The organism is Romboutsia sp., assembly GCF_051659545.1.
Classification (GTDB): Bacteria; Bacillota; Clostridia; order Peptostreptococcales; family Peptostreptococcaceae; genus JBOFOR01.
The window spans coordinates 1-24,052 of sequence record NZ_JBOFOR010000078.1; the positions used below are offsets into that span (position 1 = coordinate 1).

Genomic DNA, 24,052 nt, shown 5'->3' on the forward strand with positions numbered 1-24,052 from the left:
AGCTAAAAAACTACTAAACTCTGCAGAAAATTGGAGTACTCTAGATATGTTTGGGGGAGGCTTGATAAGCTCTATGGCTAAACACAGCAAAATAGATGATGCTCAAATGCAATTTTCTAGAATATCAAATTTAGTAAAATCTTTCAATAAAGAACTAGAAGATGTAAACCTTAATGGAGTTGGTTTTTCAAGTACAACAAAGACCTTTGATATTTTCTTTGACAATATATTTAGTGACCTTTCAGTAAATAGACATATAACGGAATCTTACGAAGATGTATGTAAGCTAGAAAGAAGTGTCAATAATATTATAAATAGTTTAAATATCAATAAGGACAGGCTAAATATGGGAGTTATATCTAAAACTAATGAATATGATGAATTTGTAAAAAGTATAAATTAACTAAAAATAAAATAAATAGGAGCGATGCTATGAAATTAGCAGTATTTGATTTTGATAGAACCTTATTTCCAAAAGACACTATACCATACTTGATGAAACAATGGTACAAGCTACAGTATCCTAAAAATAAAATAATAAAAATATACATAAAGCTATTACCCGCATATGTGGTATATAAACTAGGTATAGGTGGAACAGAAACAAATGTAAAATTAAGAAACATAGCAGTAGAAGGCTTTGATGGTTTATTCAAAGGAATGAGCAAAAACCAAATAGAAGAATTCTTCCATAAAAGTAGCGAAAGCCTGTACAATGAGCTAAACAAAGACATAGTCAACAAAATAATAGAAGCACAACAAAAAGGTATGCACACAGTAATAATAAGTGGAGCCTATGAGCCACTACTACAGATTATAGGAAAAAATCTAAACATAGACACAGTAATAGGTACAAAATTACCCTATGATAGCAATGAATTTTACAACCATAATCAAAAACTAATATTAGTAGAAGGAGACAAAAAAGTAGAAGAACTTGAAAAGTATTTTACAGAGGAAATAGACTGGCAAAGTAGCTACTTTTACACAGACAGTATACGAGATATTAAGTTATTAGAACTTGTAGGTAACCCTGTTGCAGTTAACCCAGATACACACTTATTAAACCATGCACAAAAACAAAATTGGCAAATAATATAGCTAAATTAAGCAAATTATTTTAATATATTAATTTTAAAATTTGGACAAAGTAAGAGAGAAATATAACATTTAAAAGGAAGTGACATAATGATTTTCAATATCCATGAAACTGCAAAAGAGCAAATAGACAAGCTATTAAAAGAAGCGTCAAAACAAGAAAAATCTTTTAGAATCTACATTCGTAGAGTGTCTGGCTGACGAGGTCCCGTTTGGGATGTAGCTCTGGATGAGCCTACAGAAAAAGATGAGATACTTGAAGCAGATGGCTACAAGATATTTATGAGAAAAGAAATGATATCAAAAATTAGTAACGTAGAAATTTACTACCAATACGGCATAAGTAAAAGTGGTTTTAGAGTTTTGACTGATATGATGTGGAAACTACAATACAAATATGAAGATTGGGCAAAATCAAATTTTGAAACTAAATAATAGATAAATAAGAAATGTAATTGTGACGGACTGGCTTCCGGCATTGGAAGTTACCAAAATGGTAGATGCTGCAGTAATTCACGGTGGACAAGGAACTGTACAAACTACTGTTATAGCAGGGGTACATTTTGTTGGAATCGGAATGCAACCAGAGCAAGATATGAATATTTATGTATATAAACAATTTGGTAATGCTATTCAGATAAGAAAAAGGCTTAGGATAACTCCTAGGCTTTTTTTATAAAAATGTTAACAAATTATAATAAGTTGCATATAATAAAATAAAATGAAAGATTATAAAAATAACTTGCAAAACCGATAATAATATACTACAATTAAATTATAAATAATAAATACTAAATAACTAGTAAATAAGGAGGATTTGAATATGAACTCAAACTTTGAAATGGTATACTTTGGATACGAAAAGGATATGGATTACGACTTTGAACCAGAGCATGATGAAGAATAAATGAAATTTTTAAAGATAAGTATTCATTAAATTTTTCAAAATGAAATTTGTAAAAATAAAAGGTCATAACGACTAAAAATAGGAGTTAAAAATGAAATCTAAAATATAAAAGCCCTAACTAATTATGAAAATAATATAAGTTAAGGGCTTTTTAATGTATAAAAATAAGAAGTATGATGCTTAATATGGCGAAGTTGTACTATATTTGAAACTTGTATATAATAGAGATATATTAACTATGATTTATGGAATCAGGAATTAGAGTTAACCAATTATTTTCATGAATACATGAACAGGTAATCTTGAAAAACGTAATTTTAGGGGGATAAATATGAATTACGAAATAAAACTAATAAAAAAAGAACAGCACAAAACTAGTCAATGGTCAGGGGGAACCACAACTCAGCTATACATATATCCAGAAAATTCACAGTATGACAAACGAGACTTTTTATTTAGAATAAGCTCAGCAAAAGTACAAATAGAAGAATCAACATTTACAAATCTTCCTGGAATAAACAGAGAAATAATGATACTAGATGGAGAACTAGATCTATACCATGAAGGACACCACCAAGTAAAACTAAAAAAATATGACAAAGACAGCTTCAGTGGAGACTGGTGTACTAAAAGCTATGGAAAAGTTACTGACTTTAACCTAATGATGAACACAGGATGCAGTGGAAAACTAGAACATCTAAAACTAGAAAAAGATAACTCTAAAAGCATCTATCTAGAAAATCTTTGTAAGAGTGAAAAACAAACCTATATAATTTACTGTGCAACTGGAAACGTCACAATAAAATTAGAGGAAAGCATAGAATTAACCCAAGAAGACGTATTAATACTAATAGTTAATAAGGATAAGAATATAAAAAATAATTTAGAAAATAACCTAAATAAAATAAATATAGAAAACAAACTAGAAGAAGCAAACATAGTAATTAGCACTGTATATATTGGTTAAAACACATACAAAAGGTATAATAGATATTAAGTAATATGTCAAAAGGTAATGGGGGAAACATGGAGTATAATCATAAGTTATATAACATTATAGACGAAGCGGTCTTTGTTCTAAAAGACAATGAAGTGCAGTGGATAAATAGATACTCATTGAGATTTTTCGATGAAAATGAAATATTACAAAAAAACTGCTATGAATTGTTTAATCTTAAGGAAGAACTAATTGAAGACATAATAGTAGAGCACAGCTCAAGAAGAAAATTCAAAATAAAATATATAGAAACCTTAGATTCAAATTCTAAAGTAATTATTATGTCATGCATTAATGACTATAAAGATAATAATGTTAGACTTCATTGCTTAGAAACAGTTGTACAATCCATTGATAATGGTATAGTGCTAACTGATATTGATGGAAATGTAGTGTTGTACAATAAGTGGCAAGAATCTTTAGACAACAACAAAAAGGAAGATGTACTAGGTAAAAAAATATGGGACGTATATGGCTATGGAAAAGAAAATGAATCAGAACATAGAAGAGTGTATAACACTAGAGCCCCTATTAAAGATGCCTATAAAATATTTTCTTACCAATCAGCACATTATAGTACCTACCCTATAGAGCTAGATGAAAATGTAGTTGGAGTATTCTCAGTAAGTACTAATGAAAAAATACTACAAGATTTATTAGTTGAAACTATAGAAATAAAACGTAAAATAGCAGATAGGAATATACAAGACGCGCAGAAGTATGACAACAAAAATGGGACAAGGTATGAATTTTCATCAATTGTAGGTGGTGAAAAAATAGGCAACTTAATAAATTTATCTCAAAAAATAGCACTGCTAGAAAGTAATATTTTAATAATAGGTGAAACTGGAACGGGTAAAGAAGTGTTTGCCCAAAGTATACATAATCATGGAAAAAATAAAAATCATCCATTTATACCAATTAACTGTGCAGCAATCCCCGAAAATCTTCTAGAGAGTATATTGTTTGGTACTGTAAAAGGTTCCTATACAGGTGCTGCAGATACACCAGGATTATTTGAGGAAGCAGAAAAAGGAACTGTTTTTTTAGACGAGTTAAACTCTATGCCTATAGCTATGCAAACAAAATTGCTTAGAGTACTACAGGAGAGAAGGACAACTAGAATTGGATCAAATAAGATGTATAACATAGAATGTAGAGTAATAACTGCAATAAATGAAGAACCCAAAGTATTAATAAATGAGAATAGATTAAGACAAGATTTATTTTATAGAATATCTAGCTTAAATATTAAGATTCCACCTCTTAGAGAAAGGAAGGAAGATATAGAATTATTAACTAAGTATTATATATCGAAGTATAATATAAAGCTTGATAAGAAAATAGAAGGTATTAATATAGATGTTTTAAACATACTAAAAGAACATAATTGGCCAGGAAATGTTAGGGAACTTGAACATATAATGGAAAATATTTTTATAGCATGTGAAGACAACAAAAAAATAATCGACTTAGATTGTTTGACGGAGTATATAAAAGATGAATTAAGCTTGAAAAAACAAAGTGAAGAATTTAGTAAAAATCATACTTATAGAACCGATACAAAGGATTTAGAAGAAAATAAATATGTAGATATAGATATAAATATTGTTGATGAGATTAAAGAGGATTTATCTTTGACAGAAATTTTAAATAACATTGAAAGAAAAATAATATTAAATGTACTAGAAGAAAATAATTGGAATATATCTAAGTCTTCAAAAAAGTTAAATATAATAAGACAAAGCTTGATTTATAGAATTAGAAAATTAGACATAATCAAGGATTAAAAGTTTAAATTGATAGAGTTAATATAAAGATTGGGGAATGTAAATGGATTTTCGAAAATTAAGTTACTTTGAAGCGGTATGTAGACTAGGGAACTTTACTAAAGCATCAAAAGAACTACATGTATCACAACCGTCAGTTACAATGGCAATTCGAAGCTTAGAAGAAAATTTGAACGTACAACTTATAAAGAGAAATAGGGAAGGAATAGTGTTAACTGCAGAAGGTGAAATTTTATATAAAAAAACACAGCATATACTTAGTGAACTTGAAGAAGTAAAAAAAGAGATTCAAACTATTGCTACAAGAAAAAATACAACAATTCAAATTGGTTACTCTGTTCAGATGCGTCATGCAATATTAAATATTGTAAATAAATTCAAAGATAAATATACAAATGTAAATCTTATTACAAATGAAAGTTCAACACCATCAATTATAAAACAGATTGAAGATGGAATATTAGATTTAGGAGTCGTAGTATTGACAAAAGAAACAAGGGAACATTATAAAATATATCCACTTTTCAACGGTGAGATTAAAGTATGTATTAGTAAAAAAAATCCATTAAGTAAAAATAAAAAAATCACTTTTGAAACCTTTGAAAAAGAAACATTAATATCATTATCACTTAATGATCCTAAGGATAGCTTTATTTTTAAAATAATGAAAGAATTTTATGAGGATAATACAATTACAATAAAACCTAAGTTTTCATCCTTGCAATTAGAATCGTACTTCCAACATATAGCTAATAACGATGGAATAGGAGTTACTTTTCATGATATTTGGTTTAATTGTTATCAATATAATATAAATAGCACTAAAGAATTGCCTTATATGGAAATACCATTTGAACCTCCATGTATTTACACGGTTGGTATTATTACTAAGAAAAAACAAACTATAAGTAAAGATACAAAGTCTTTTATAGAATATGTAAAGAGTGAACTAGAAGAGTCATATAAGTTCAGCTTATAATACTATAAAGATTCTATATTATACAATAAATCCCCACAATGATAACATAATATTGTGGGGATTATATTTATATTGGGGGAGTCAAAATATGAAAAGTTTTATTCAAGGTGCAAAAGAGATTGAAGATTATTTGGTTGAAATTAGAAGACATCTGCACAGACATCCAGAATTAGAATCAGATTTACCTAAAACAACTAAATATGTAAAAGAAAAACTAACAGAAATAGGGTGTAAGCCAGAAGAAATATGCAAAAGTGGAATAGTAGCAACGATTGGAGGTAATAAGCCAGGTAAAACAATATTATTACGAGCTGATATGGATGCTTTACCTATGCAAGAAGAAAGTGGACTTGAATATACTTCGCAACATTTGGGAATAGCCCACACCTGTGGACATGATATACACACATCATTTTTAATTGGAGCTGCTAAATTACTTAAAGAAAGAGAAGGTGAAATCGAAGGTACTATTAAACTTATGTTCCAGCCTGGTGAAGAATCACTTACAGGAGCATTAGATATGATTAAATCAGGTATCCTAGAATCGCCAAAAGTTGATTGTGCAGTTGGAATGCATGTACAGCCATTATTACCATTAAATCATCTAAACTATGCAAAAGGACCATTCTTAGCATCAACAGATATTCTTAGAATAACAATACAAGGAAGAAGTTGCCATGCTAGTCAACCACATATGGGAATAGACCCAATCAATATTGCAGCACATATCATACTATCACTACAATCACTACAATCAAAACTAGTACCATCTAATGAACCTGTAGTTCTTAATATCTGTGAAGTTAAATCAGGTAATACAAGTAATGTAGTTCCAGAACAAGCAATATTAACAGGAACACTTAGAACATTTAACCCACAACTAAGAAAAGAAATAATTGAACAGTGTGACAAAATAATAAAATTAACATCGCAAGCTTTTGGTGCAACTTCTAAGCTTGAGATATTAGAAAGTTGCCCATCTGCTATTAATGATAAAAAGTTAGTTGATGAAATTAAAGAATATATTCCTAACCTAGGAATAGACTTTGTCTCAGACCCTAATTACAGAATGCAAGTATCAGACGACTTTGGTTTTATCTCAGAGTTAGTACCAAGTATATTATTTATAATTGGATGCAAGCCAGATGGTATAGAAAGTAGCCATAATCACAACTCAAAAGTTATATATAATGAAGAGGTACTACAGATGGGTGCGGCATTGTTTGCACAGTGCGCATTTGATTACTTGAAAAATAATAAATAAAAATAAAAGGAGTGATTATTTTGACAGCTATTTATGCATTTACTATTATATTAGCTATATTTGCAATTGGTGATATTTCTTCTTCAAAAACTAATGCTTTATTGTCACAGGCTTTGGTTGGTGCTGTATTATTACTTGCTTACTATTGGTTAGGTTTGCCGAATACTTTGGTTGAAGACGCTGGGATAGATAAGATAGGATTTGTAATAAGTGGTATATTAATTGCTGGTGTAGGTACTACTATAAACTTTAAAGAACTTATAAGACAGTGGAAAACGATTACAATAGCTGTTGTATCAGTGGTTGTAGGTGTAATGGGTATAGTACTAATTGGAGGAATGATTATAGGAAAAGAACAAGCTATAGCAGGAGCTCCAATTTTCGCAGGTTCTATATCAGCTGTAATTATAATGAGTGAGCATTTTAATGCTAATGGGATGGAGTATCTCTCAGCGCTTTGTAGCATGTTACTAACGGTACAGACTTTCGTAGGGCTTCCATTGTCTACAATTATGATGCGTAAGGCATCTGTTGATTTCTTAAAAGACCGTAAAAATATTGAATTATACGCAACAATAAATGATAGACAAGAAAATACTACAAAGAAATTATTAAATTTACCATCAGAAATGAGTACTGGTATAGTTATATTAGCTAAACTTGCTATTGCAGCTTCAATAGCAAATGTATTATCAGGATTAACAAATGGTACTATTCACTACATGGTAATGTCATTATTTATGGGTGTGTTATTAACAGCTATAGGATTCTTAGATGAAAACTCTATGAATAAAACAGGTTGTTCAGGGTTATTTATGGTATTAATACTAGCTGGATTATTTAAGAGTTTTGCCTATATATCTCCTAAAGATGTGCTTGGGATGATAGTTCCTTTAGTTGTTATATTAGGGGTTGGAAGTATACTTACAGGTATAATGGCATTTATATTAGCTAAAGTAACAAAGGTTAATAGTTATTTAGCTATTGCATTAGGGTTAACTTGTATGTATGGTTTCCCAACTACATTATTTATATCAGAAGATGTAGCTAAAGCTTATGGAAAAAATGAAGAAGAGCATACTGCACTTAGAAATTATTTAGTACCAAAGGTTGTAACAGCGGGAATAGCTACTGTTACAATAGCATCAGTAATCATTGCTAGTTTTGCAATAAAGTTTATCTAATATTTAAATCATAAACAAGGAGTGTATATTATGCCATATGGAGTTGTAATTAATTGCCTAGTGGTTGTGATAGGAGGATTTTTGGGGAGTATTCTTGGAAAGCGTATACCAAAGAGAATAAGTCAGTATTTATCTATATTATTTGGGATAACATCAATTACTATTGGAATTAGTTTAATAAACAAAATGAATTCACTATCTGCAGTGATGTTAGCCTTAATATTAGGAGCAATTATAGGAGAAGGATTTTATATTGAGGATAAGATAAAAAAACTATCTCTTAGCCTTAAATCTCTAGCCAAACCTTTTTTAGGGAATGAAAAAGAAGATAGTTCTACAGAAAAGTTTGTAAGTGTATTAGTTTTAATTTGTACAGGAAGTACAGGATTAATGGGTGCGATGACTGAAGGTATGGCAGGAGATGCATCTATATTAATTGCAAAATCAGTTCTAGATTTATTTGGAGCTGCAATATTTGCATCCACAATGGGAATATCAATATCATTAATAGCTATTCCACAATTTATAATATATATAATATTATTCTTATTATCAAGATTTATAATGCCATATATTACACCAGCAATGATAGGAGACTTTATGGCATGTGGTGGAGTGATAGCTATTGTTACAGGACTTAGAATATCAGAAATAAAATCAATGAATGTTTCTAGTCTACTTCCAGCTTTAGTAATTGTTATGCCAGCGTCTTGGTTATGGGTGATGATATTTAATTAGAAACTTGGCATTTGCCAAGTTTCGTTTTATGTAACACAGAATTTAGACAAAATACCATTGTATAAAATTTATACGCATTAAATGTATAGAATTTATACAATGGTGTATAAAATTTATCCATTAAAAATATTTCTTTCAAAAATAATATATTAAAAAAACTAAAAATTGTGAATTTTAGCTAGGTTTATATTTTAAAAATACAAAAAGTATTTTGGCATAAATATTGCTTATATAAACTATGTAGAAATAAAGCACATTTAAACAAAAGGAGAGATTGGTTATGAATAAAGTTTTGATTGATGGAAGTAGTTTAACTATAGAGGAAGTAGTTAATGTTGCTAGAAATGGTCATGAAATATCATTAACTTTAGAGGCATTACAAAAAGTAAAAATAGCTAGAGATTTAGTAGATAAATTAGTAGAAGAAGAAAAAATGATCTATGGAATAACAACAGGATTTGGAAAGTTTTCAGATACTGTAATATCTAAAGAAGATACAAAAACACTACAAAGAAATTTAATAATAAGTCATGCTTGTGGAGTGGGAAAACCTTTGGACGAGGAGGTTGTTAGAGCAATAATGTTACTTAGAGTAAATGCGTTATCAAAGGGACACTCTGGAATAAGAATTGAAACTCTTAATACTCTAATAGATATGATAAATAAAGGTGTTCACCCTATAATACCTGAAAAAGGTTCGCTAGGAGCATCAGGAGATTTAGCACCATTATCACACATGGTACTAACTATGATAGGTGAAGGAGAAGCAATATATAAAGGAGAAAGAATGACATCTAAAGATGCTATGGAAAAAGCAGGTGTGCCAGTTGTAGAATATCTTTCTTCAAAAGAAGGTCTAGCTTTAATAAATGGTACCCAAGTAATGACAGCAGTAGGTGCATTAACAGTATATGACTCTATAAACTTACTAAAAACAGCAGATATAGCATTAGGATTAACAATGGAATCTCTAAATGGAATAAAATGTGCAATGGATGAAAAAGTTCATCAAGTAAGACCTCATAAGGGCCAAATAAATACAGCTAAAAACATACTAGATTTATTTGAAAATAGTGAAATGGTATCTAAGCAAGGAGAAATAAGGGTACAAGATGCATACTCTTTAAGATGCTCACCTCAAATACATGGTGCAAGTAAAGATGCAATAGAATATGTAAAAAATAAATTAAACATTGAAATAAATTCAGTAACTGATAACCCAATAATATTCCCAGAGGTAGAAGAAATAATCTCAGGAGGAAACTTCCATGGTCAACCAATGGCACTTAGTTTCGACTTTTTAGGAATAGCATTATCAGAAATAGCAAATATATCTGAAAGAAGATTAGAAAAATTAGTTAACCCAGCTCTTAACCATGGATTACCAGCATTCTTAGCTAACAATGGAGGGCTAAATTCAGGATTTATGATAGTACAATACAGTGCAGCTTCACTTGTATCAGAGAACAAGGTCTTAGCTCATCCAGCAAGTGTAGATTCTATACCATCATCTGCAAACCAAGAAGATCATGTATCTATGGGTACAATAGCAGCAAGAAAAGCTAGAGAGATAATGGAAAATGCAAGAAAAGTAGTAGCTATGGAAATATTAGCAGCAGCTCAAGCTATTGACTTAAGAGGTAAGAAGACATTAGGAAAAGGAACAGAAGCTGCATATAAAGTAGTTAGAGAGCATACTACTTTTGTAGATAAGGATAGAATAATGTACCTTGATATAAATATATGTGAAGATATAATAAAGAAAAATTTAATAGTAGAAGAAGTAGAAAAAGCATTAGAAAAAAGCTTATTAGTAGATGAAGAAATTTTAGTTGAAAGCACAATATAAAGATTGAGGGGGATTTTATGATGGAAGCTGTTTTAAATAATATAAATAAAGATATACAAGAATCAATGAGTATAAAAATAACTCATATTCCAAAAGAAGTTCCAAAGTTTATAGAAGGAATAAGAAGAGCGCCTAAAAGAGATGCAAAACTATCTCAAAGTGATATAAAGTTAGCTTTAAAAAATGCTTTAAGATATATACCAGAGGAATATCATGAAGAGCTAGCGCCTGAATTTTATAATGAATTAATGACAATGGGTAGAATATATGGATATAGATTTAGACCAGAAGAAAATTTAAAAGGTAAAGATTTTGCGGAATATGAAGGAAGATGTACAGAAGGTAAGGCATTCCAAACAATGATAGACAACAACTTAGATTTTGATATAGCTCTATACCCATATGAGCTTGTTACATATGGTGAAACAGGTCAAGTATTCCAAAACTGGATGCAATATGTAGTAATAAAAGAATACTTAAAAGTATTAACTCAGGATCAAACTTTAGTTATACAATCAGGTCATCCACTAGGATTATTTAAATCAAAGCCGGATGCACCAAGAGTAATTATAACAAATGGGCTAATGATAGGAATGTTTGATAATTTAGAAGACTGGAAAAGAGCAGCTGCTATAGGTGTATCTAACTATGGACAAATGACTGCTGGAGGTTGGATGTATATAGGTCCTCAAGGAATAGTACATGGAACATACTCAACATTATTAAATGCAGGAAGATTAGTTCTTGGAGTAGATCAACATTCAGACTTAAAAGGAAAACTATTTGTAACATCAGGACTAGGTGGAATGAGTGGTGCTCAAGGTAAGGCAGCAGAAATAGCTGGAGCGGTTGGTATAATAGCTGAAGTTGACTTATCAAGAATAGAAACTAGACATTCTCAAGGATGGGTAAGTAAAGTAGCATTTACTTGTGAAGAAGCTTATGCATTAGCTAAAGAATATACAGATAAAGAAGAACCATGTGCTATAGCATATCACGGTAATATAGTTGATTTATTAGAATATGCAGTAGAAAACAATATTCACATAGATTTATTATCAGACCAAACATCTTGTCATGCTGTTTATGATGGTGGTTACTGTCCTCAAGGAATTGACTTTGAAGAAAGAACTAGATTATTAGCAGACAATAAAGAAGAGTTTATTAAATTAGTTGATAAAACTCTAGTAAAACACTTTAACTTAATCAAAGAGTTACACAAAAGAGGAGTATACTTCTTTGACTATGGAAACAGCTTTATGAAGGCCGTATATGATGCAGGATGTATAGAAATTTCTAAAAATGGTGTAGATGAAAAAGATGGATTCATATTCCCATCATATGTTGAAGATATATTAGGACCACAATTATTTGACTATGGATATGGACCATTTAGATGGGTATGTTTATCAGGAAAGGAAGAAGACTTAGAAAAAACTGATAAAGCAGCTATGGATTGTATAGACCCTGATAGAAGATATCAAGACAGAGATAACTGGGCTTGGATAAGAGATGCTAAGAAAAATGCTTTAGTAGTAGGAACACAAGCAAGAATACTTTACCAAGATGCAATGGGAAGAACTAACATAGCACTTAAGTTTAATGATATGGTAAGAAAAGGTGAAATAGGACCAGTAATGTTAGGAAGAGACCACCATGACGTATCAGGAACAGATTCTCCATTTAGAGAAACTTCTAACATAAAAGACGGAAGTAACATAATGGCTGATATGGCTACTCACTGTTTTGCAGGAAACTGTGCAAGAGGAATGAGCTTAGTAGCACTTCACAATGGTGGAGGTGTTGGTATAGGTAAATCTATAAATGGTGGATTTGGTATGGTACTAGATGGTTCTCAAAGAGTAGATGATATACTAAGAACTTCGATGCCATGGGATGTTATGAGTGGAGTAGCAAGACGTGCATGGGCAAGAAATGAAAACTCTATATCTACAGTTATAGAATACAACAAAATGAGTGAAGGTAAGGATCATATAACTCTTCCATATATAGTTGATGAAGAATTATTAAACGGTGTTTTAGGTAATAAAAACATCTAAAACTAAATATAGCTAACTGAATAGGTTATAGTAAATTAAGTTTATTATAACCTATTTATAAAATTTCAAATAAAACACTAGAAACTAGTTAGATGGAGTAATGATATGAATATAGATATTATAGTAAAAAATATAGGTAAGTTAATCACAAGTAAAGATGATAAAAAACCAAAAACTAAAGAAGATTTAAATAAAGTAGACGTAATTGAAAATGCATACATAGCAATAAGTGATGGGAAATTCAAAGAAATAGGCACAGGTGAAGATTACAAAAAACTTATAAGTGAAAACACAAAAGTACATGATGCCAATGGATTAGTAGTAGTTCCTGGGTTTATAGATTCACATACTCACTTAGTACATGGTGGTTCTAGAGAAAATGAATTTCTAAAAAAGATAGAAGGAGTTCCGTATATAGATATACTTAAACAAGGTGGAGGTATATTAAGTACAGTTAAATCTACTAGAAATGCTACAGAAGAAGAACTTTACAACAAAGCAAAGTATAGTCTAGATAAAATGCTAGAACTAGGTGTAACTACAGTAGAAGCAAAAAGTGGTTATGGTCTAGAAATAGAGACTGAAATAAAACAATTAAAAGTTGCAAAAGAATTAGATAAAAATCATGCAGTAGATATAGTTCATACATTCTTAGGAGCACATGCAATACCGCTAGAATATAAAGAGGACCATAAGCCTTTTATAGACATTATAGTAGAACAAATGATGCCTAAAGTGAAAGCATTAGGATTAGCAGAATTCTGTGATGTATTCTGTGAAGATGCTGTATTTACTATAGAAGAGACAGAATACATTTTAACTAAAGCTAAAGAAATGGGCTATAAGCTTAAAATACATGCTGATGAGATAGTATCTTTAGGTGGAGCTGAATTAGCAGCTAAATTGAATTGTACTTCAGCAGATCATTTAATGGCTGCAAGTGAAGATGGAATGAAGATGTTAGCAAAAAGTAATACAATAGCTAACATACTTCCTGGGACATCATTTAATTTAAATAAAGCATATGCAAATGCAAGAAAAATGATAGAACTTGGAGTTCCAATAGCTTTATCTAGTGATTATAATCCTGGAAGTTGTCCAAGTGAAAACTTACAATTTGTAATGCAATTAGGTTGCTTAGGTCTTAAGATGACTCCAAATGAAGTATTGAATGCAGTAACAATAAATGCTGCATATTCAATAGATAGACAAGATAAAATCGGCACAATAGAAGTAGGAAAATATGCAGACTTTGTGTTATTAAACGCTAGTAATTTAGAGTATATTATGTATCATTTTGGTATAAATCATGTAAACAAAGTATACAAAAAAGGAATCCTTGTAGTAGACAATTGTTAGGAAAATGAAGTGTACAAAGAAAAACATGTATAGTGAAAATTTATTATTGATTAGGCTAGTAGAGGTAGCTACAATAAAAGTGAATTGAAAACAAAATTTATTGTTGGAAATAGTGCATATAAAACAAAATGTATTATTTCGTAGGGGAGATTAAAGTGAGTACAAAATTGGTTATAGAGAGCTCTTGGTGCAAAAAGTGTGGTATATGCAGAGAATACTGCCCTAAAAAGGTATTAGAAATCAATGAAGCTGGAGTGTACCTTATAGATGAATCAAAATGTATACTATGTGGTTTGTGTGAATTAAGATGTCCTGATTATGCAATTTATATTGAAGAAAATATTGATTAGAGTAGGTGGATAATATGGCAAGAAAGATAAAATTAATGCAAGGAAACGAAGCATGTGTACATGGAGCAATACATGCAGGTATGAAGTTCTTTGCAGGATATCCAATAACTCCATCGACGGAAGTAGCAGAAATATCATCACTTATGTTACCAAGAGTTAAAGGAACTTTTATACAAATGGAAGATGAAATAGCATCTATGTCTGCAATAATAGGTGCATCTATAGCGGGTTGTAAGGTTATGACAGCTACTAGTGGTCCTGGATTTTCTCTAAAACAAGAAGCTATAGGTTATGCGTGTATAACTGAAACACCATGTGTAATAGTAAATGTTCAAAGAAGTGGACCAAGTACTGGACTTCCAACAAGTCCATCTCAAGGAGACTTGATGCAAGCTAAGTGGGGAACTCATGGAGATCATAGTATAATTGCCTTATCACCTTCAACAGTACCAGAATCTTATGAATTAACCGTGAAAGCGTTTAACTTAGCGGAAAAGTACAGAACGCCAGTAATTTTACTTTTAGATGAAGTTATAGGTCATATGAGAGAAAAAGTTGATTTAACTGCATTAGAAGAAATAGAAGTTGTAGATAGAAAAAGAGCTACTTGTTCAAAAGAGGAATTTAAAGCTTATGAGTATACAGAAGATTTAGTTCCTAATATGGAAGGGATAGGTAATGGATATAAGTTCCATGTGACTGGATTAGTTCATGATGAAACAGGATTCCCAACAAATAGTACAAAAGAAGCTCATAAATTGTTTACTAGATTAAATGATAAAATAGCTAATAATGTGGATGATATTTTAATATATGAAAACTACTTTACAGAAGATTGTGAAATGTTAATTGTCACTTTTGGATGTATGGTAAGAACTAGCAAAGATGTAGTAGATGAACTAAGAAAAAATGGAGTAAAAATAGGGTTGTTAGGAATAAAAACTGTGTGGCCATTCCCTGAAAAAATAGTAGAAGAATATAGTAAAAAGGTTGATTATATATTTGTACCAGAAATGAACATGGGGCAAATGGTATTAGAAATTGAAAGAATAGTTAAAAATAATTGTCCGGTAATTGGAATTAATAAATATAACGGAGAAATTATAACGCCTGAAGAAATAACTTCTAGTATAGAGGGGGTAATGGAACATGCCAAGTAAAATTATAGAAAATAATTTTAGAACTGATAGGCTTCCCCACATATGGTGTCCAGGGTGTGGCCATGGAATATTAATGCACTCTATAGCAAGAGCAATAGAAGAATTAAACTTAGATAAAGACAAAATATGTATAGTATCAGGAATAGGATGCTCATCAAGAGCAAGTGGATATTTTGATTATAATACTATACACACAACTCATGGTAGAGCTCTTACTTTTGCCACTGGTGTAAAACTAGCTGATCCAGAGCTTAAAGTTATAGTTATAACAGGAGATGGAGATGCAACTGCTATTGGAGGAAATCATTTAATCCATTCTTGCAGAAGAAATATAGATATAACAACGATTGTGTTTAATAATAATATTTATGGAATGACTGGAGGTCAGTATTCTCCAACTACTCCTACTGATGACAAAGCAACAACTGCTCCATATGGAAATATTGATAAACCTTTTGATATATGCGACCTTTCAGCAGCAGCAGGTGCTACATTTGTTGCAAGAGCTAGTGCATATCATGTAAATCAAATGCTATCTTATGTAAAAAAAGCAATATCTCACAAAGGATTCTCTGTAGTAGAAGGTGTAAGTTCTTGTCCTACTTATTATGGAAGAAAAAATAAAAAAGGTTCAGCAGTTGATTTATTAAATTTAATAAAAGAAACTAGTACTATAACTAATGATAATGCAAAAGCAAAAGAAGATAATAAAGTTGCGATAGGTATCTTTAAAGATGTAAATTTACCAGAATATGCAGAAGAGTATAAAAAAATAATTGATAAATTTTAATATTATTAGGAGATGTATTTCACATGAAAATGGAAATTAGGCTAAGTGGTTCAGGGGGGCAAGGACTTATATTAGCAGGTATAATATTAGCAGAGGGGGCTATAGGGTCAAACTTAAATGCAATTCAGTCACAATCATACGGACCAGAAGCTCGTGGAGGAGCAAGTAAAGCTGAAGTAATTATAAGCGATAAAAATATAAACTTTCCAAAAGTAATCAAATCAGACATTTTAATATCATTAACTCAAAAATCATTCAATGAATACGCAGAAAACATAAAAGAAGGAAGTATAGTAATTGTAGATTCTTCAATAGATGTAGGAGAATTAGAAAATATAATAATTCATAAAGTTCCAATACTAAAAACAGCAAATGAAGTAATTAAAAAATCAATGACAGCAAATATAATAACTTTAGGGGTAGTAAGCAACCTATTGCCACAAATAAATTCTGAATGTATAAAATTTGCTATCTTAAATAGAGTACCAAAGGGTAGCGAAGATTTAAATATAAAAGCTTTTGAAGAAGGTAAGAAACTATTACAAGTAAGCTAATTATTGGGAGGAAAACATGAAAGAAGAAAAGATTCTTTATACACCACTTGATACAAATATAGATTATGAAAATGACTTAGGGTATCCAGGTCAATATCCTTTTACAAGGGGAGTACAACCTACAATGTACAGAGGTAGATTGTGGACTATGAGAATGTATGCAGGATTTGCAACAGCAGAAGAATCAAACCAAAGGTATAAATATTTAATAGAACAAGGTTCAATGGGGCTTTCTGTAGCTTTTGACTTACCAACACAAATGGGCTATGACTCAAGTGATGAAATAGCACAAGGTGAAGTAGGAAAAGTTGGAGTTGCTATAGACTCTTTAGCAGATATGGAAATATTATTTGATGGAATAGAACTTGATAAAGTATCTACATCAATGACTATAAATGCACCAGCAGCAGTTCTTCTTGCTATGTATATAGCAGTAGCTAAAAAACAAGGAGTAAGTGCAGATAAATTAAGGGGAACTATACAAAATGATATATTAAAGGAATATGTAGCTAGGGGTACTTATATATTCCCAGTAAAACCATCAATGAGACTTATAACAGATACATTTGATTATTGCTCAAAGGAAGTCCCAAAATGGAACACAATAAGTATATCAGGATATCACATAAGAGAAGCTGGTGCTAATGCAGTTCAAGAAGTGGCGTTTACTTTAGCAGATGGTATAGCATATGTAAATGCCGCTATTGAAGCAGGACTTAATGTAGATGATTTTGCTCCAAGGTTATCATTCTTCTTTAATGCACACAATGATTTACTAGAAGAAGTTGCAAAATTTAGAGCAGCAAGAAGAATGTGGGCTAGAATAATGAAAGATAATTTCAAGGCTACTAATCCTAAGTCTATGGCACTTAAATTCCACACTCAAACAGCAGGATGTACACTAACAGCTCAACAACCAGAAAATAATATAGTAAGAGTTGCAATACAAACTTTAGCAGCAGTGCTAGGTGGAACTCAATCTCTACACACAAACTCTAAAGATGAGGCACTAGCACTACCAACAGAGGATTCTGTAATGGTAGCACTTAGAACTCAACAAATAGTAGCTCATGAAAGTGGAGTAGCGGATATTGTGGATCCATTAGCAGGTTCATACTATATAGAGAGTTTAACTAATAAAATAGAAGAAGAAGCGATGGCTATTATAAATAAAATAGAAGCATTAGGTGGAGCACCAGCTGCAATAGAAAAAGGATATATACAACAAGAAATAATGGATAGTGCTTATTCCTACCAAAAGGAAATAGAAAATGGAGAAAGAATAATAGTTGGAATGAATAAATTCCAAATAGAAGAAGAAGATCCAAAGGGATTACTTAAAGTAGATCCACAAGTTGGAGAGAGACAAATAGAAAAAATAAATAAACTTAAAGAAAATAGAGATAATGAAAAGGTTAAAGAAACTCTTAGCTCATTAAGAAAAGCTTGTAGCGAGGATGAAAATGTAATGCCATATATACTAGATGCAGTAGAATGTTATGCAACATTAGGTGAAATATGTGGAGTTATGAGAGAAGTGTTTGGAGAATACAAGCAGGCAGTAATGATATAAAAATAGGAGGATAAACCATGAGGAATATAAGAGTTTTAGTAGCTAAACCAGGTCTAGATGGACATGATAGAGGAGCTAAAGTAATAGCTAGAGCACTTAGAGATGCTGGCATGGAAGTAATATATACAGGACTTCGTCAAACTCCAGAACAGATAGTTCAAGTAGCAATACAAGAAGATGTAGATGTAGTAGCTATGAGTATATTGTCAGGAGCGCATAATCATTTACTTCCTAAGGTTGTAGAATTATTAAAAGCAGAAGAAGCATATGAAGATGTATTAGTTATAGCAGGTGGAGTTATACCAAAAGAAGATATACCTTTCCTAAAAGAAAGTGGAATAAGTGAAATATTTACACCAGGAACACCGACTACAGTAACAATTGATTATATAAAAGAAAATATAAAGGATAAGTCATGGAATCTATAATCAATTCATTTTTAAATAATTTGAGAAAATGAAAAACAACTAATAATAGGAGGGGGATTATTTAGATGGATATATTAAAGGTTGACCATATAGGTATAGCAGTAAATAACTTAGACGAAAGTTTAAAATTCTATGAAGATATATTAAATCTGAAATGTGAAGGATGCGAAGTAGTAGAAGAACAAAAGGTAAAAGTAGCGTTTCTACCAGTAGGAGATACAGAAATAGAATTATTAGAATCAACAACACAAGATGGTCCTATAGCTAAGTTTATAGAAAAAAATAGTGGCCGTGGAGGAGTACAACATATAGCGGTAAGAGTTGAAAATATAGAAAAAGCCATAGAAGAAGTAAAAGCTAAAGGCTATAAGATGATAGATGAAGTCCCAAGATATGGTGCAGGGAATGCTAAAATAGCATTTTGTCATCCAAAAGGAACTGATGGCGTATTGTTAGAACTTACAGAAAGAAAATAACTAAGTATAGGGGGCTAGATTATGTCTGCAGATAGTTGTGTTTTACCTAACCAAAAGTTAGATTTATTATATAAAAAAAGAGAAAAGATAGAAGCTGGCGGAGGACAAAAAAGAATAGATAAGCAGCATGCAAGTGGAAAATTAACCGCAAGAGAAAGATTGACATTATTATTTGATGAAAATACTTTTGTAGAATTAAATGCCTTCGTTAAACATAGATGCTCTAATTTTGGAATGGAAAATCAAGAAATACCTGGCGAAGGTGTAGTTACAGGATACGGAAAAGTAGATGGAAGGCTTGTATGTGCATTTGCTCAAGATTTTACAGTATTAGGCGGTTCACTAGGAGAAATGCATGCTAAGAAAATGTCTAAAGTAATGGATATGGCACTTAAAGTAGGGGCACCAGTAGTTGGGCTTAATGATTCTGGTGGAGCTAGAATTCAAGAAGGAGTAGATGCACTAGCAGGGTATGGTGAAATTTTTTACAAAAATACTATAGCATCAGGTGTAGTTCCTCAAATTTCTGCAATAATGGGACCTTGTGCAGGTGGTGCAGTGTATTCTCCTGCATTAACAGATTTTATCTATATGGTAGATAAAACTAGCCAAATGTTTATTACAGGGCCGCAAGTTATAAAAACAGTTACTGGAGAAGAAGTAAGTGCAGAAGACTTAGGTGGAGCATCAACACACAATACAACTTCAGGAGTAGCACATTTTATAGCTACTAATGATGAAGATTGTATAAATCAAATTAAAAAATTACTTAGTTACTTACCTTCAAATAATGCAGAAAAGGCACCTATATTAGAGGGTGGAGACAGTCCTAATAGATTAAATGAAGTACTAGATAGTGTAATTCCAGAAGGTTCAAACAAACCTTACGATATGAAAGAAATCATACATGAAATAATAGATAATAATGATTTTTATGAAGTTCAACCATTTTTTGCACAAAACATAATAACTGGATTTGCAAGAATAAATGGTGAAAGTGTAGGAATAATAGCAAACCAGCCAAAAATAATGGCAGGTTCTTTAGATATAAATGCATCTGATAAAAGTGCTAGATTTATAAGAACATGTGATGCATATAATGTTCCGATTATAACACTTGTAGATGTACCAGGATTCTTACCAGGTGCAGGTCAAGAGTACGGTGGAATAATTCGCCATGGTGCAAAAATGCTTTATGCATATAGTGAAGCTACAGTACCAAAAATCACAGTAATAACTAGAAAAGCTTATGGTGGTTCGTATTTAGCGATGTGTTCAAAGGATTTAGGTGCGGATATGGTACTAGCTTGGCCTACTGCAGAAGTTGCTGTAATGGGACCTAGTGGAGCTGCAAATATCATATTCAAAAATGATATAAAAAATGCTGAGGATCCTAAGGCTATGAGAGATACAAAAATAAAAGAGTATACGGATGAATTTGCAACACCATACAAAGCAGCTGAAAGAGGTTATCTTGATGATGTAATAGAACCAGCTCTAACAAGAATTAGACTATGTGATGCATTAGATACTTTATCTTCAAAAAGAGAAGATAGACCACCTAAAAAACACGGAAATATACCTTTATAGGAAGGTGGTAAATTATGAATATAAGTCAATTACTAGAAGCTTTAAAAGATACTCCAGTTAACTTAAGTGTAGGAGAAAAGTTAATAGCAGGTTTTTCAGTAACTGTTCTATCTATGGTAGTAGTATTTATAGTACTAGTACTAATAGCATGGTTAATTAGTTTGCTACAAAAGGAAAAAGAAAAGGAAAAGGAAACTGTTGAAACAAAGGAAAATACAAGCGCTGAAAAAGAGGATATAGGAGAATTAGTAAGTGTAATAACTGCTGCTATCTGTGCGGCTACGGGAAATAGTAGCAATAATATAGTAGTTAGAAAGATAGTAAGAAGCAACAACTCTAAATCAAGTTGGCAAAGTATGAAGAAAAATTAGGGGGAGCAATACGATGATAAAAAAATATGCAATTACAGTTAATGGAGTTACTTATGATGTTGAGGTAGAGGAGTTAGGGACTCAATCTAATTCAGTTTCTGTTCCTGTTCAAACTCAAGTAGTACAACAATCAAAGGCTAATCCACAACAACCAAAACCACAGGTAGCTAAGGCGCAAGGAAGTGGAAGTGTTAGTGCTCCTATGCCTGGTACTATAAATGATGTAAGAGTGAAAGTTGGAGATAGTGTTAAAAAGGGCCAAGTCCTACTAATTTTAGAAGCTATGAAAATGGAAAATGAAATAATGGCTAGTTCTGATGGAACAGTATCATCTGTAAGTGTATCTAAAGGAGCTTCGGTAAATGTAGGAGATGCATTAGTTACCATAGCATAGAATATAAAATAAAGAAGGGGGACTTACCCGTGGGAGAAGTTATACTTAATTTTATTCAGTCAATGGGTATTGTGAATTTAGACTGGAGGCAATTAGTAATGATACTAATTGCATGCCTTTTATTATACTTGGCAATAGCTAAAGGTTTTGAGCCGTTATTATTAGTTCCCATAGCTTTTGGTATGTTACTTTCTAATTTACCATTATCAGGAGTAATGAGTGGTCCGATTTCTACAATAGAGCCATTAGGAATGACGCCAGAAGGTGCTATTAATGCTAGCGTACATACAGCCACTCCAGGAGGATTACTGTACTACTTATTTCAAGGAGACGAACTTGGAATATTCCCACCATTAATATTCTTAGGAGTTGGGGCAATGACAGACTTTGGGCCATTGATATCAAATCCTAAAAATATATTATTAGGTGCAGCGGCACAGTTTGGAATATTTTTTACATTTATTGGAGCATTACTTTTAGGATTTACAGGGCCAGAAGCAGCATCAGTAGGCATAATTGGTGGAGCAGATGGGCCAACAGCAATATACTTAACTACGAAACTAGCGCCTCACTTGTTAGCACCAATAGCAGTAGCAGCGTATTCCTATATGGCTTTGGTACCAATAATACAACCGCCAATAATGAAGGCTCTAACTACTAAGGAAGAAAGAAGTATAGTAATGATTCAAAGTAAGCAAGTATCAAAGAAAGTAAAAATAATTTTTCCAATAGTAGTAACAATAGTGGTCTCATTAATATTACCAGCAGCAGCAACTCTTATAGGTATGTTGATGTTTGGTAATCTACTTAAAGAGTGTACAGTTACAGATAGATTATCAGATACAGCTTGTAATGCTTTAATGAATATAGTAACCATATTCTTAGGATTATCAGTTGGTGCATCAGCACAAGCTGAAATATTCTTAAGTGCACAAACTCTAAAAATATTTGTTCTAGGGGTAGTAGCTTTTGGAATAGGTACAGCAGCAGGAGTAATATGTGCTAAAATAATGAATAAGTTTACAAAAGAAAAAATAAACCCATTAATAGGAGCAGCGGGAGTATCGGCAGTTCCAATGGCAGCAAGAGTGGCTCACAAAGTTGCACAAGAAGAAAATCCAGGGAATTTCTTATTGATGCATGCAATGGGTCCAAACGTAGCAGGAGTTATAGGATCGGCAGTTGCGGCAGGTATTTTATTAAGCTTACTTGGATAATAATAAACATAAATAAGTCCATAATCAAATACCCATACCAAATTAAAACATTAGGTATGGGTATTTATAATTAGCAAAATTAGTCTATAATATTATTATAAAGAGTATTAAAATAAGAATATTAAACAAAGGATAAAAGAGGTTAAAATTATGAAACTAGCAGTATTTGACGAGTTATTCAAAGGCATGAGCAAAAAAGTAGAAGAACTTGAAAAATATTTCATAGAAGATATAGATTGGCAAAATAGCTATTTCTACACAGATAGTATAATAAATATTAAATTATTAGAATTAGTAGGAAATCTAGTGGCAGTTAATCCAGATACACACATATTAAATCATGCACAAAAACAAAATTGTCAGATAGTATAGTTTTTAAAGTTTTTACATAAGGGCTATTAAATATTTTAACCTAATAAGGCGAAATTCATCTTCCTCACCGTAGGAGGTGGAGGATGTAAGCCTACCGTTAGGTTATTTTTGATTTTCATAAAAAGATGTTATATAATAGAGTCAGTAGTAAATAATAATAAGGAGATAAAACAATGGAATTAGATAGTAATAATCATTCAGTATTCTTATTACACTATCACTTGGTTATGTGTATAAAATATAGAAGAGCAGTTATAAATGAAGACATATAACTTAGATTAAAAGAAATAGTTGAAGACATTTCACCTAATTATGGTGTAGAGTTGATAGAATGGAATCACGATAATGACCACGTACATTTACTATTCAAGGCAAAACCAAATACAGAAATATCAAAACTAATAAATGCATATAAATCTGCATCAAGCAGAAGGATAAAAAATGAATTTAGAGATATAAGGAAATATTTGTGGAAGGAATATTTCTGGAGCAAAAGTTATTGCTTAGTAACGACAGGAGGAGCACCATTAGAAGTTGTTAAGCAATATATAG

Annotated in this window: 25 protein-coding genes and 1 pseudogene; all 26 read left to right on the forward strand. The window is 31.4% G+C overall.

Features of this window, described 5'->3' with window-relative positions:
- A partial coding sequence (locus ACRC03_RS04690; protein WP_438651402.1) for a hypothetical protein occupies positions 1-403 on the forward strand: 403 nt, incomplete at its 5' end.
- A 29-nt stretch (positions 404-432) separates the two neighbouring features.
- The gene (locus tag ACRC03_RS04695) at positions 433-1,101 is read left to right on the forward strand and encodes an HAD family hydrolase (protein ID WP_438651403.1); all 669 of its coding nucleotides are present in this window, start codon (positions 433-435) and stop codon (positions 1,099-1,101) included.
- A gap of 279 nt (positions 1,102-1,380) precedes the next feature.
- Positions 1,381-1,533: a hypothetical protein gene (locus tag ACRC03_RS04700; protein WP_438651404.1), complete on the forward strand. Its 153-nt coding sequence runs from the start codon at positions 1,381-1,383 to the stop codon at positions 1,531-1,533.
- Positions 1,534-1,555: 22 nt separating this feature from the next.
- Positions 1,556-1,777 (forward strand): hypothetical protein, encoded by a 222-nt coding sequence (locus ACRC03_RS04705; protein WP_438651405.1) that lies wholly within the window; start codon positions 1,556-1,558, stop codon positions 1,775-1,777.
- A 559-nt stretch (positions 1,778-2,336) separates the two neighbouring features.
- On the forward strand, positions 2,337-2,972 hold the full coding sequence (locus ACRC03_RS04710; RefSeq protein ID WP_438651406.1) for a HutD/Ves family protein: 636 nt from the start codon (positions 2,337-2,339) through the stop codon (positions 2,970-2,972).
- Between the two features lie 59 nt (positions 2,973-3,031).
- Positions 3,032-4,792: a sigma-54 interaction domain-containing protein gene (locus tag ACRC03_RS04715; RefSeq protein WP_438651407.1), complete on the forward strand. Its 1,761-nt coding sequence runs from the start codon at positions 3,032-3,034 to the stop codon at positions 4,790-4,792.
- Positions 4,793-4,835: 43 nt separating this feature from the next.
- Entirely contained in the window at positions 4,836-5,771 is a 936-nt protein-coding gene (locus ACRC03_RS04720; protein ID WP_438651408.1) for a LysR family transcriptional regulator, read from the forward strand.
- A gap of 88 nt (positions 5,772-5,859) precedes the next feature.
- Entirely contained in the window at positions 5,860-7,035 is a 1,176-nt protein-coding gene (locus ACRC03_RS04725; protein WP_438651409.1) for a M20 metallopeptidase family protein, read from the forward strand.
- Between the two features lie 20 nt (positions 7,036-7,055).
- Entirely contained in the window at positions 7,056-8,219 is a 1,164-nt protein-coding gene (locus tag ACRC03_RS04730) for a hypothetical protein (protein ID WP_438651410.1), read from the forward strand.
- Between the two features lie 30 nt (positions 8,220-8,249).
- Positions 8,250-8,957, forward strand: coding sequence for a DUF554 domain-containing protein (locus ACRC03_RS04735; protein WP_438651411.1), 708 nt, complete (start codon positions 8,250-8,252; stop codon positions 8,955-8,957).
- Positions 8,958-9,237: 280 nt separating this feature from the next.
- Complete coding sequence (gene hutH / locus ACRC03_RS04740) at positions 9,238-10,806, forward strand: histidine ammonia-lyase (protein WP_438651412.1); 1,569 nt, start codon at positions 9,238-9,240, stop codon at positions 10,804-10,806.
- Positions 10,807-10,826: 20 nt separating this feature from the next.
- Positions 10,827-12,866, forward strand: a complete 2,040-nt coding sequence (locus ACRC03_RS04745) for a urocanate hydratase (protein WP_438651425.1) — start codon at positions 10,827-10,829, stop codon at positions 12,864-12,866.
- Between the two features lie 105 nt (positions 12,867-12,971).
- Positions 12,972-14,225, forward strand: a complete 1,254-nt coding sequence (gene hutI / locus ACRC03_RS04750) for an imidazolonepropionase (protein ID WP_438651413.1) — start codon at positions 12,972-12,974, stop codon at positions 14,223-14,225.
- A 155-nt stretch (positions 14,226-14,380) separates the two neighbouring features.
- On the forward strand, positions 14,381-14,575 hold the full coding sequence (locus ACRC03_RS04755) for a 4Fe-4S dicluster domain-containing protein (RefSeq protein WP_438651414.1): 195 nt from the start codon (positions 14,381-14,383) through the stop codon (positions 14,573-14,575).
- Between the two features lie 14 nt (positions 14,576-14,589).
- The gene (locus tag ACRC03_RS04760; RefSeq protein ID WP_438651415.1) at positions 14,590-15,735 is read left to right on the forward strand and encodes a 2-oxoacid:acceptor oxidoreductase subunit alpha; all 1,146 of its coding nucleotides are present in this window, start codon (positions 14,590-14,592) and stop codon (positions 15,733-15,735) included.
- Positions 15,725-16,525, forward strand: a complete 801-nt coding sequence (locus ACRC03_RS04765; RefSeq protein ID WP_438651416.1) for a 2-oxoacid:ferredoxin oxidoreductase subunit beta — start codon at positions 15,725-15,727, stop codon at positions 16,523-16,525. Before ACRC03_RS04760 ends, ACRC03_RS04765 begins: the two co-directional genes overlap by 11 nt.
- Positions 16,526-16,548: 23 nt before the next feature.
- Positions 16,549-17,079 (forward strand): 2-oxoacid:acceptor oxidoreductase family protein, encoded by a 531-nt coding sequence (locus tag ACRC03_RS04770; protein ID WP_438651417.1) that lies wholly within the window; start codon positions 16,549-16,551, stop codon positions 17,077-17,079.
- A gap of 16 nt (positions 17,080-17,095) precedes the next feature.
- Positions 17,096-18,652, forward strand: coding sequence for an acyl-CoA mutase large subunit family protein (locus ACRC03_RS04775; protein ID WP_438651418.1), 1,557 nt, complete (start codon positions 17,096-17,098; stop codon positions 18,650-18,652).
- Between the two features lie 17 nt (positions 18,653-18,669).
- On the forward strand, positions 18,670-19,080 hold the full coding sequence (locus tag ACRC03_RS04780; protein ID WP_438651419.1) for a cobalamin B12-binding domain-containing protein: 411 nt from the start codon (positions 18,670-18,672) through the stop codon (positions 19,078-19,080).
- Positions 19,081-19,145: 65 nt separating this feature from the next.
- Positions 19,146-19,556: a methylmalonyl-CoA epimerase gene (mce, locus tag ACRC03_RS04785; RefSeq protein ID WP_438651420.1), complete on the forward strand. Its 411-nt coding sequence runs from the start codon at positions 19,146-19,148 to the stop codon at positions 19,554-19,556.
- 21 nt (positions 19,557-19,577) lie between these two features.
- Positions 19,578-21,146, forward strand: a complete 1,569-nt coding sequence (gene mmdA / locus ACRC03_RS04790) for a methylmalonyl-CoA decarboxylase subunit alpha (protein WP_438651421.1) — start codon at positions 19,578-19,580, stop codon at positions 21,144-21,146.
- Between the two features lie 14 nt (positions 21,147-21,160).
- Entirely contained in the window at positions 21,161-21,517 is a 357-nt protein-coding gene (locus ACRC03_RS04795; protein WP_438651422.1) for an OadG family transporter subunit, read from the forward strand.
- A 13-nt stretch (positions 21,518-21,530) separates the two neighbouring features.
- Positions 21,531-21,911, forward strand: coding sequence for a biotin/lipoyl-containing protein (locus ACRC03_RS04800; RefSeq protein WP_438651423.1), 381 nt, complete (start codon positions 21,531-21,533; stop codon positions 21,909-21,911).
- A gap of 62 nt (positions 21,912-21,973) precedes the next feature.
- Positions 21,974-23,128: a sodium ion-translocating decarboxylase subunit beta gene (locus ACRC03_RS04805; RefSeq protein ID WP_438651426.1), complete on the forward strand. Its 1,155-nt coding sequence runs from the start codon at positions 21,974-21,976 to the stop codon at positions 23,126-23,128.
- A gap of 150 nt (positions 23,129-23,278) precedes the next feature.
- A complete protein-coding gene (locus tag ACRC03_RS04810) occupies positions 23,279-23,500 on the forward strand; it encodes a hypothetical protein (protein WP_438651424.1) in 222 nt (73 codons plus the stop codon).
- A 173-nt stretch (positions 23,501-23,673) separates the two neighbouring features.
- Positions 23,674-24,052: pseudogene (gene tnpA / locus ACRC03_RS04815) on the forward strand (IS200/IS605 family transposase); the annotation flags it as partial.